This is a genomic window from Janthinobacterium sp. DSP2-3-3 (assembly GCF_049897325.1).
Classification (GTDB): domain Bacteria; phylum Pseudomonadota; class Gammaproteobacteria; order Burkholderiales; family Burkholderiaceae_D; genus Janthinobacterium.
In genome coordinates this window covers 1-9,340 of sequence record NZ_JAFCWA010000027.1, presented here as the reverse complement: position 1 = coordinate 9,340, position 9,340 = coordinate 1, and the positions used below count along the sequence as shown (strand labels likewise).

Annotated in this window: 8 protein-coding genes; 1 reads left to right on the top strand and 7 read right to left on the bottom strand. The window is 60.8% G+C overall.

The features are described 5' to 3' along the window. The first annotated feature begins 282 nt into the window (after positions 1 to 282). Positions 283 to 1,662 (top strand): sodium-dependent transporter, encoded by a 1,380-nt coding sequence (locus ACP7DE_RS27820; RefSeq protein ID WP_426075152.1) that lies wholly within the window; start codon positions 283 to 285, stop codon positions 1,660 to 1,662. On the opposite strand, the gene ACP7DE_RS27815 is transcribed toward ACP7DE_RS27820, so the two are convergent. The 7 genes from ACP7DE_RS27815 to ACP7DE_RS27785 all read right to left on the bottom strand — a co-directional run bounded on the left by ACP7DE_RS27815 (position 1,663) and on the right by ACP7DE_RS27785 (position 9,117). After that, positions 1,663 to 2,277: a M15 family metallopeptidase gene (locus ACP7DE_RS27815; protein WP_426075151.1), complete on the bottom strand. Its 615-nt coding sequence runs from the start codon at positions 2,275 to 2,277 to the stop codon at positions 1,663 to 1,665. Beyond that, the gene (locus tag ACP7DE_RS27810) at positions 2,277 to 3,179 is read right to left on the bottom strand and encodes a LysR family transcriptional regulator (RefSeq protein WP_426075149.1); all 903 of its coding nucleotides are present in this window, start codon (positions 3,177 to 3,179) and stop codon (positions 2,277 to 2,279) included. Before ACP7DE_RS27810 ends, ACP7DE_RS27815 begins: the two co-directional genes overlap by 1 nt. A gap of 83 nt (positions 3,180 to 3,262) precedes the next feature. Beyond that, positions 3,263 to 4,078 carry an N-acetylmuramoyl-L-alanine amidase gene (locus ACP7DE_RS27805; protein WP_426075147.1) on the bottom strand — a complete coding sequence of 272 codons (816 nt, stop codon included), beginning with the start codon at positions 4,076 to 4,078 and terminating at the stop codon, positions 3,263 to 3,265. A 30-nt stretch (positions 4,079 to 4,108) separates the two neighbouring features. Next, a complete protein-coding gene (locus tag ACP7DE_RS27800; protein ID WP_426075146.1) occupies positions 4,109 to 5,044 on the bottom strand; it encodes a BadF/BadG/BcrA/BcrD ATPase family protein in 936 nt (311 codons plus the stop codon). A 94-nt stretch (positions 5,045 to 5,138) separates the two neighbouring features. After that, complete coding sequence (locus ACP7DE_RS27795; RefSeq protein WP_426075145.1) at positions 5,139 to 6,800, bottom strand: glycoside hydrolase family 10 protein; 1,662 nt, start codon at positions 6,798 to 6,800, stop codon at positions 5,139 to 5,141. Positions 6,801 to 6,891: 91 nt separating this feature from the next. After that, positions 6,892 to 8,190 (bottom strand): MFS transporter, encoded by a 1,299-nt coding sequence (locus ACP7DE_RS27790; protein WP_426075143.1) that lies wholly within the window; start codon positions 8,188 to 8,190, stop codon positions 6,892 to 6,894. Positions 8,191 to 8,235: 45 nt separating this feature from the next. Next, complete coding sequence (locus ACP7DE_RS27785; RefSeq protein WP_426075142.1) at positions 8,236 to 9,117, bottom strand: N-acetylmuramic acid 6-phosphate etherase; 882 nt, start codon at positions 9,115 to 9,117, stop codon at positions 8,236 to 8,238. Positions 9,118 to 9,340: the final 223 nt, after the last annotated feature.

Below are 9,340 nucleotides of genomic sequence, written 5' to 3'. Positions count from 1 at the left end.
TACTGCTTATTTACTACTCTCGCGCTATCGACAAAGCGTTGTGTTTGTCAGCTGCGAAGAAGGAAGAGTATGAAGCATTTCAGCACAATCGTCAACTCCTTCTTTTACTGCCCAGCCCCGGAAGACTGCCCCTTTTGTGCCGCAAACTAGTGCGTCTCATCGGGGAGGCGAACTATAGCAAAGCGCCCCGGTAGTAGCAAGGCTTTTCCGGGGCTTTTGCATCCAACTGCTACAATTTCGCCCCCTCAGCGCAAATCCGCGTCCATACATAGAAGATTCACCATGAAACAACAAGCTCAAGGATCAGGCCTGACCCTGAAACGAGCTGGCTTTACCACTGGCTTCGGCGTGCTCGCCGCCACCCTCGGTTCCGCAGTCGGTCTCGGCAATATCTGGAAGTTCCCCTACCTGACGGGCGCCAATGGCGGCGCCGGCTTCCTGCTCATCTATCTGCTCGCCACCTTATTGGTGGGACTACCCGTGATGATCGCGGAAATCACCCTGGGACGCCGGGCCAAGGTCAACCCGATCTCCACCATGGAGCAGCTGGCACCGAAGGGCAAGCCCTGGTGGCTGGTTGGCGTGATCGGCATGATCGCCGCCTTCCTGATCGTCGCGTTTTATTCGGAAGTGGTGGGCTGGGTGTTTGCCTACATCGCCAAGGCCATCGATGGCTCCATCCTCAGCAGCGACAAGCTGGTGACGGAAGCGGCCTTCGCTTCGCTGATCAGCAATCCCCTGCAATCGCTGTTCTGGCAATGGGGCGTGCTGCTGTTTATCGGTGGCATATTGATGCTGGGCGTGACCAAGGGCATCGAGGCAATCGCCAAGAAACTGATGCCGCTGCTATTTCTGTTACTGCTGCTGCTATGTGCGGTCAGCCTGTCGCTGGATAAAGCGGGTGAAGGCCTGGCATTTTTGTTCCGCCCTGATTTCAGCAAGCTGACGGCTTCCGTCGTGCTGACGGCCATGGGCCTGGCCTTCTTCAAATTGTCCGTCGGCATGGGCACGATGATGACCTACGGCAGCTATTTTCGGGATGACCAGAATATCCCTGTCACCACCTTGCGCGTGATGGCGGCCGACCTCGGTGTATCGATGCTGGCCGGCATCGCTATCTTCCCTGCCGTGTTTACGTTTGGCTTTGCCCCCAGTGCGGGACCGTCGCTGGTGTTCATCACCATCCCTGCCGTGTTTTCGCAAATTCCCATGGGGCAAGCCCTGATGGTGGTGTTCTTTATCCTGGCCGCCGTGGCCGCCACGGGTGCGATGCTGTCGCTGATGGAAGTGCCCGTGGTGATTTTCCATGAACGCTACGGCTGGACGCGTACCAAGGCCACCATCGTAACCATCATGCTGCTGGCCGTGCTCGGTTCCTTGTGCGCCCTCAGTAACAGCACCTTGGCAGACTTCAAGCTGTTTAACTTGAATATGTTTGATCTGTTCGACTTCGTCTCGTCGAATATCTTCCTGCCGGTGGGCGGCATCGCGATTGCCTTGTTTACAGGCTGGGCCTGGGGCAAACAGCATTTCATTGAGGCGATCAGCAATCACGGCCAGTTACAGAACAAGACCCTGGCGCATGTGCTGCTGTTCCTGCTGCGTTTTGTCTCGCCCGTGCTGATCCTGATCGTGATGCTGAAGGGTTTACAGGTCTTCTAATCAGAGAACCCGGGTGTAGGTCTGGCGCACCAGCACCCGGTCGCCGCAATCGAAATGCCACCATTCGCTGTTGATGCCAAAGAAGCCCGCCTGGAACATGGCGTCGCGCAACAGGCGGCGATGCGCCACCTGCTCTTCGGTAATTTCCCCCTTCTCCAGCAAAGTCAGCTCCAGCGCCGGGTGCGAGCGCTCACTCAGATCATCAAAGCTCGTGCCCATGTCCAGTTCCTGACCGTCCGGCCCCACGATGGTGATGTCGAGCGCCATGCCGAACGAGTGAATCGAGCCGCGCGCCGGTTCGGCGATATAGCCGAGCAACTCCGTTCCCTGCAACGCATCCCACAGTTGCTGCTGCACCCGTTGCGGGCGCAGAGCGTCGAGCACCAATAGATGATGATCGGGGCGATGCGCGGCCAGCCAGGCCACGGCCTGTTCCAGGGCAGCGGCCGCATCGCGGTGCAGCCAGGCACAATCGATGGGGCTATATAAATCGCGGCCGACGAAATTGTCGGGCGTAGCGTAGCGCAAGTCGACGGCGATGCCGGCGATGCTGCTCAAATGGCGAAATTGCGGATCGCTGCCGACCGCTTCCAATTGCAACCTTGCAACAGACATCAGACTCCTCTTTCCAGGCAGTTGCGCGCCGCCACGCCAATGCTGTCGGCCAGGCGCCGCGCGCCATGCGACAGCGGCGAGTGGCTCGCCGTCAATAAATACAGTTGGATGGGGATGGTGGGCGCCCAAGGACGGCGTTGCAGCCGCTCGGACGAGCCGGAGGCGGCCGTAAACGGGTCGACCACGGCCATGCCGGCACCCGCTTCCACCAGCGAACGGGCGATTTGATAGGTTTGCACCACGGTACTAAAGACGGGGTGCATATCCTGCGCCTCGCAGGCGGCAACCACCAGTTCGCCCAACGGATCGTTGTCCGCATGGCCGATCAGCTCGCCGCTGAGGCCATGCGCCGTCAAGGGCGTGCCGCAATCGGCAACATGCCAGGTGCCGGCCGGGGCGATCACCGTCATGACACCGTGCGCAATCGCTTCGGCCACGATGCCCGGATGGCGCGGGTCTTGCAGAGACACGGCCAGGTCCGCTTCACCCAGGCGCAAGGTATTGACGATTTCGCCCGTGTGGTGGGTAGCCAGCTGGCAACGCGTGTGGGGAAAGTCACGCCGCCACTCCGTCATGGCAAACGGCAAGACGCTGATGGCGATCGTCGGCGTGGAGACCAGGCGGATGGTTTCCACCGCATGCCCCTTCAGGCTGGCTGCCAGGCGGCGGATTCCCAATAAATCGCGGTTGAGCTTTTCCGTCTCCACAAACAGACGGTGCGCCTCGGGTTTCGGGTACAGCTTGCCCCGCACGCGCTCGAACAGCGGCATGCCCAGTTGCAACTCACAATGCTGCAAGACCTTGGTCACGGCCGGTTGCGAGATATGCAGCACTTGGGCGGCGCCGCTGATGGTGCCAACTTGCATGATGGCGTGAAACACTTCGATATGACGCAGCCGCATGAGCTATTCCTTTACCTTGCTTTGGCCGCCTGGGCCGTCAACGTTCAGCATATAAGAAAAAGTCATGGGCTGGAACGGCCATGCTACTTTGCTACAACAGCAGGTGTTGCAACCGCTGGGGCCGGCGTCGTCAGCACTTCCAGCAGGGCCGCCGTTTCGCCATCGGGCGTGCCGTCAAACAGCGTATTGCGGTATTTCATCTGGAAGGCGATCAGCACATTGCGCGTCGCTTCGTCGAAGATGCCCGTGTTCGGCGTCGCATAGCCGTGCTGCGCCAGCTTTTTCTGGAACCAGACGGCGTCCGGTACTTGCTGCTCAAAAATGAGGCGCTGCGCGGCCACGCGGTTGGCATCGGGCCAGACGATCAGGCCCGCATCGGCCAGTTGGCGCCATGGAAACAACGGACCTGGGTCTTGCTTGCGTTGCGGGGCGATCTCGTTGTGGCCCAGGATATTTTCCGGCGCGATGTTGTAACGCGCCTGGATATCTTTCAGCAACGGAATCAGCTCATCGATTTGCGCCTGCGGGAAGGGATACCAGAGGCGGCCTTCCGGCGTGTCCCTGTAGCCTGGGTTGACGATCTCGATGCCGATCGAGCTGACATTCAACTGTGTATAAGTCTTCCAGTTACTCACACCCGCGTGATTGGCCTGACGCGATTCGTCGACCAGCACATAAAACTTCGGCTTGTCCGTGTCGGTCAGTAAATAATGGCTGCTGACCACTTGTTCCGTCAGGATCTTGATCGAGCGGGGCAAGTCGCTGACCGTGTAATGGATGACGATGAATTTCACGCGCGGACTCTGGCTGCGCGCCGTCAAACTATGGTCGAGATGCGGCGCGGGCGTGGTACAGGCGGAGAGCAGGGCCACCAGCAGGGCGAGGGCGATTTTTTTCATGAAAGATCCGTGTTCGGGTTAATAAATTGTTTAGTTCTTGCTAGCGGCCCTGGCCGCCACCTTGGCCGCTGCCTCATGCGAACGGGCAACTTTTTGCTCCATTGTCAACGATACAGGCAAAGCGGCACGCATGGCAGCCGCGATGGCCGGGTGCAATTGTGCCGCACGCCCCGCCAGCACCACGGGACGGGGACCGTAGCGTGCCGTCAGGGCCAGCGCCAATCTTGCCAGTTCCTGCCCCGCGCGCTGCAAGATGTCCAACGCCAGCGGGTCGGCATCCGCACTGGCGGCCACGGCCAGCGCCAGCCGGCCGATGGCGCCCCGGTCCTGGCCATACATGAAGGCGCGCGACAGCGACCAGTCGCTGCCGCCCAGATGCGCAAACACGGCCACGGCCATGGGAGACCCTTGCCAACTACCGGGCGCCTCGTCTTCGCAGCGCCAGATGTGGCGCAAGGCTTCGCGCGCGATCCAGTAACCGCCGCCGCCATCGTCGAGCAACACGCCGCGCCCGCCTGCACGGTGAAACACGCCGGCCGCATCGATCCAGGCGGCAATCGAGCCCGTGCCAGCGTAGACCAGATACCCTTCGCCCGGTTCAAAACTGTCGCGATAGGCGATCTCGATATCGTTGCATAAACTGACGTCAGCGGCGTCCAGCGCCAGCAAGGCGGCCAGCGTTTGCGCCAGCACAACATCGTCGCCGCCAAAGCCCGTCAAGCCCGCCACCACGGCACGCGGCTGGCAGACGGCCAGCACGGCCTGGCACAGCCGGGTAAACGTGGCGTACACGGCTGCGCGGCCCGCATCGCTGCTCATTTGCAGAGCAGACAAGCCTTCCACGGCGCCGTCGGCCACGATGACGCCGTCAACGGTGGCCAATGCCCAACGCGTCTGCGTGCCGCCCGCGTCGATGCCCAGGCCCAGCACGGGCACCGCATGATGGACTGTAGGGATGGAAATCATGGCATGAGTGTAAAGCCAAGCTGGGCTTGCAGGCATGAAAGCTTGCGCATGTTTCATGCCTGCAGGTTATGGGCTACCGTTAAACGGTCAACAATTACTTGGCGGGGGCCGTAAACGGTGCACGCACGGTGACGCGGGGGCTTTCATTGCCGAGACGGTCCACGGCGCTGACGACCACCGCATTGACTTTACCGGTGGCGTCATCGACCAGGGTCAGTTCGCCCTGCACGCCCGTAACCACGGTAAAGCGCCAGTCTTCGCCATAACGGGCCCAGACGGCGTACTGGGCCACGGGTTTGCCGCTGCCCGCCGTCAATTTGACGTTCAGGCTGGTGGAGTCGCGGCGCAAGGCCAGTACCGGCGTACCCGGTGCTTCCTTGCCCAGCCATGGCGTGGCGGGAATCAGGGCAGGGCTTTGATACACGGTCGCCTTGAGTTGCTCGCTGACACCCTTGCGGTTCTGCATCAGCGGCGCCATGCTGAAATGCACTTGGCCATTCGCGCCGGGGCGCGTGCGCGTCACTTCGATCTGCTTGATGATCTCTTGCGGCGTGAAGGACTTGGCGGAATTGTCGATCCGGCTCGTGTATAGGCCCGGCCACACGTGGCGGCCATACGGGTTTTGCGCCAGCCAGTAGTCGAGCAGCACGCCAAACGCTTGCGGCGCCTGCGCCACGGGCCAGTACAGCTGCGGTGACAGGTAGTCGAGCCAGCCCTTGGCCAGCCACAGTTCCGCATCCGCATACAATTTATCGTACTGGCTGAAGCCGACGATGCCGGCAGGGCGGCGGTCGGGACGGCCGATGCCGAACGGGCTGATGCCGAAGCGCACCCAGCTCTTTTCGCGGTGTATGCCTGTATACAAGGCTTCGATCAGCTGGTTGACGTTCTGGCGGCGCCAGGAAGGACGGTCCAGCTGGCCACCGGCCAGCAGATATTGCTGCCAGGAAGGCTCATCGGGAAACGGCAGTTCACGCTTGGCGCCGCCATTACCTGCGTCCAGCGCGGCCGTCTCGGCACCGGCGCCGGAGCCAGGCGCGTCGATCGGATACGGATAAAAGTAATCGTCGATGTGCACGCCATCGATATCGTAGCGGCGCACCACGTCCAGCACCACGTCCGTTGTGTGCTTGGAAGCGGCGGCGTCGCCCGGATCCATCCACAGGTAACGGCCGTATTGCTTGACGGACGCCGGGTTGGTGGAAGCAAAACTGTCGCGCGCCAGCGGCGACTTGGCCGTTGCATGACGGGCCCGGTAAGGGTTGAACCAGGCGTGCAATTCCAGGCCGCGCGCATGCGCCTGCGCTACCCAGAAGGCCAGTGGGTCATACATCGGCAATGGCGGCTGGCCTTGCTTACCGGTCAGGTATTCCGACCATGGCTCCAACTGCGACGGGTAAATCGTGTCGGCGCTGGGCCGCACCTGCAACACAATCGCGTTCAGATTCAAGGACTTGGCGCGGTCGAGGATGGCCAGCGCTTCAGCTTGCTGCTTGGCTACCGGCAAGTTGCTGCGGCTGGGCCAATCGATATTGGCGACCGTCGAGACCCAGGCGGCGCGGAATTCGCGCGGCGCCGGCGGCGGCACTTCGCCCGTGATGTGCTGCACGGGCGGCACGGCCGGCAAACCCGCGTCGCCCGGCGTCACTGCGGAGGGCATTTTGGTGCTGGTACAGCTGCTGAGTAATGTGGCGGTGGCCAGCGCGGCCAGTACGCCGGCCGTGGCGCCCAGGCGTTTTTTGAAAGTAGACAACAAAACAATTCCTTGCAGTGGTAAAGCGCAGGTCTATCGGTGCGGGCATTTTACTGTGCGCCCGCCATCCTTGCGGGCGCACAGTTCAAAAGAATCAGGCCTCGGCCTTCTTGCCGAATTCGGGATCGATCTTGACCAGCGCGGCCATGATGAAAGCAGGAATGGTGGCGATGCACACCCAGATGAAAAAATGCTGATAACCGAGCATTTGCTGGATCCAGCCGCTGGCCATGCCCGGCAACATCATGCCCAGGGCCATGAAACCCGTACAAATGGCGTAATGGGCCGTTTTATGCGCGCCGTCGGAAACCATGATCATGTACAACATGTAGGATGCGAAACCGAAGCCATAGCCAAATTGCTCCAGGGCGATGCCGCCGGCGATCACATAGATGCTGCTGGGCAAGGCGCTGGCCAGATAAACAAAGACCAGGTCGGGCAAGTGGACGGACAGTACCATGATCCACAAACAGCGTTTCAAGCCGAAGCGGGAAATGATGAATCCGCCCAGCAAGCCACCCAGGGTCAGGGCGATCACGCCGATGGTGCCGTAGACGAGGCCCACCTGTTCCGTGCTGAGGCCCAGGCCGCCCTTGGCAACGGGGTCGAGCAGGAAGGGCGCGGCCAGCTTCAACAGCTGCGCTTCACCGAGGCGGAACAGCAGCAAGAAGCCCAGGATGACGAGAATATCCTTCTTCTTGAAAAACGCCGCAAAGGTGGCGATGAATTCCTGCAGCGGAGAAATACCGGCGCCCTGGATGCTGGGGCGGTCATCCTTGGGTTTCGGCAAGACAAAGTAGTGATACAGGAAGAGGGCGATGAACAGGCCCGCCAAAATGGCAAACACGACAGACCAGGCCAGCTGCACATTGCCCGTCGCATGCGTCAAATAGCCGGCAAGAAACACCAGGCCACCTTGGCCGGCGATCATCGCCAGCCGGTAAAACGTGCTGCGCACGCCGACAAAGGCCGCTTGCTGGTGCTCTTCCAGCCCCAGCATATAGAAGCCGTCAGCGGCAATATCATGCGTGGCGGAACTGAATGCCATCAACCAGAAGATGGCTAGGCTGATCTGGAAAAAGTGCGGCAGCGACGTTGTCAGGGCCACCAGCGCCAGCGCGGCGCCGATCACCAACTGCAAGCCGACGATCCAGAAGCGCTTGGTGCGGTACATATCGATGAAGGGCGACCACAGGGGCTTGATGACCCACGGCAGGTACAGCCAGCTGGTGTACAGGGCGATATCCGTATTGGAAAAACCGTAGTTCTTGTACATGATCACGGACAAGGTCATGACCACTACATAGGGGATGCCCTGGCCGAAATACAGGGAAGGGATCCACAGCCACGGCTTATTTGCGCGCGCCGGGGCGGTTTTTTTCACTAGCTCCATACATCCTTCATTGTCTCCCAGACAGAAGAATGCCGCGCCATCGGATTACGCCGCCAGTGCCGCCCGCACACTGCCGTCCGCGCCGGCCAACAATGCCTGTGCCTGGTTTATGTTGATTTTTTTGATCAAGGCAACTATAGCCACCTTGACGTGATAGTGGCATTGCTCCAGCACGGTCCTGGCCTGCGCCTCACTGGCGCCGGTGGCATGCATGGTCAGACGCACCGCCCGCCAGATCAGCTTGGCGTTGGTCGGCTTCAAGTCTACCATCAAGTTTCCGTAAGTTTTATGCAAACCCACCATCAGGGCGCTGGAAATCGTGTTCAGGGTGATTTTTTGCGCCGTGCCCGCTTTCAAACGCGTGCTGCCGGAAATGACTTCCGTGCCCGTGTCGAGCACGATACCGCATTGCGCCTCATGCGCCACGGGGGCGCCCACGTTGTTGGCGATGCCGATGGTCAAGGCGCCCGCCTTGCGCGCAGCCAGCAGCGCGCCCAGCACATACGGCGTGGCGCCTGAGGCAGCCAGCAAGATCACCACATCGTTAATCTGCGGCTGCAAGGCCAACAAGTCAGCCTCGCCTTGCTGTAAATCATCTTCCGCCCCTTCGACTGCCGTAAACATCGCGCCCGCGCCGCCAGCCAGGATGGCGACGGCCCGCTCGGGCGGCCAGGAAAACGTGGGATTGAGTTCAACGCTATCAAGTACGCCAAGGCGACCCGACGTACCGGCGCCCACATACAGCAGGCGTCCGCCAGCGGCGATGCGGGGCAGGGCGGCCGTGATGGCGGCCGCGATCTGCGGCGACGCCAGCCGCACGGCTTCGACGGCCCAGAACTGGTCATCGACCAGTGCCGCCACCAATTGTTCCACCGGATACAGATCCAGATCCGGATGCCGCAGGCTCGGGGTTTCAGTTTTCAACATGATTTCAGAACATGGTTGAAGATGAAACCAGTTTAATACCGATGTGCAAGATCAGCCATGAAAGCTTGGCGTGCAGGCATAACGGCAGCTTATGGCTAGTGCAGGTGAGGTGTACTGTCAATAGCGGACACTCTTGTTTCAAGCCGCCTGTGGTTGTTTGCTGAATTTTTCAGCAAACAACGCGGGCGGAACATTGCCGAGGCGCGAGTGGCGCCGCTGGCGG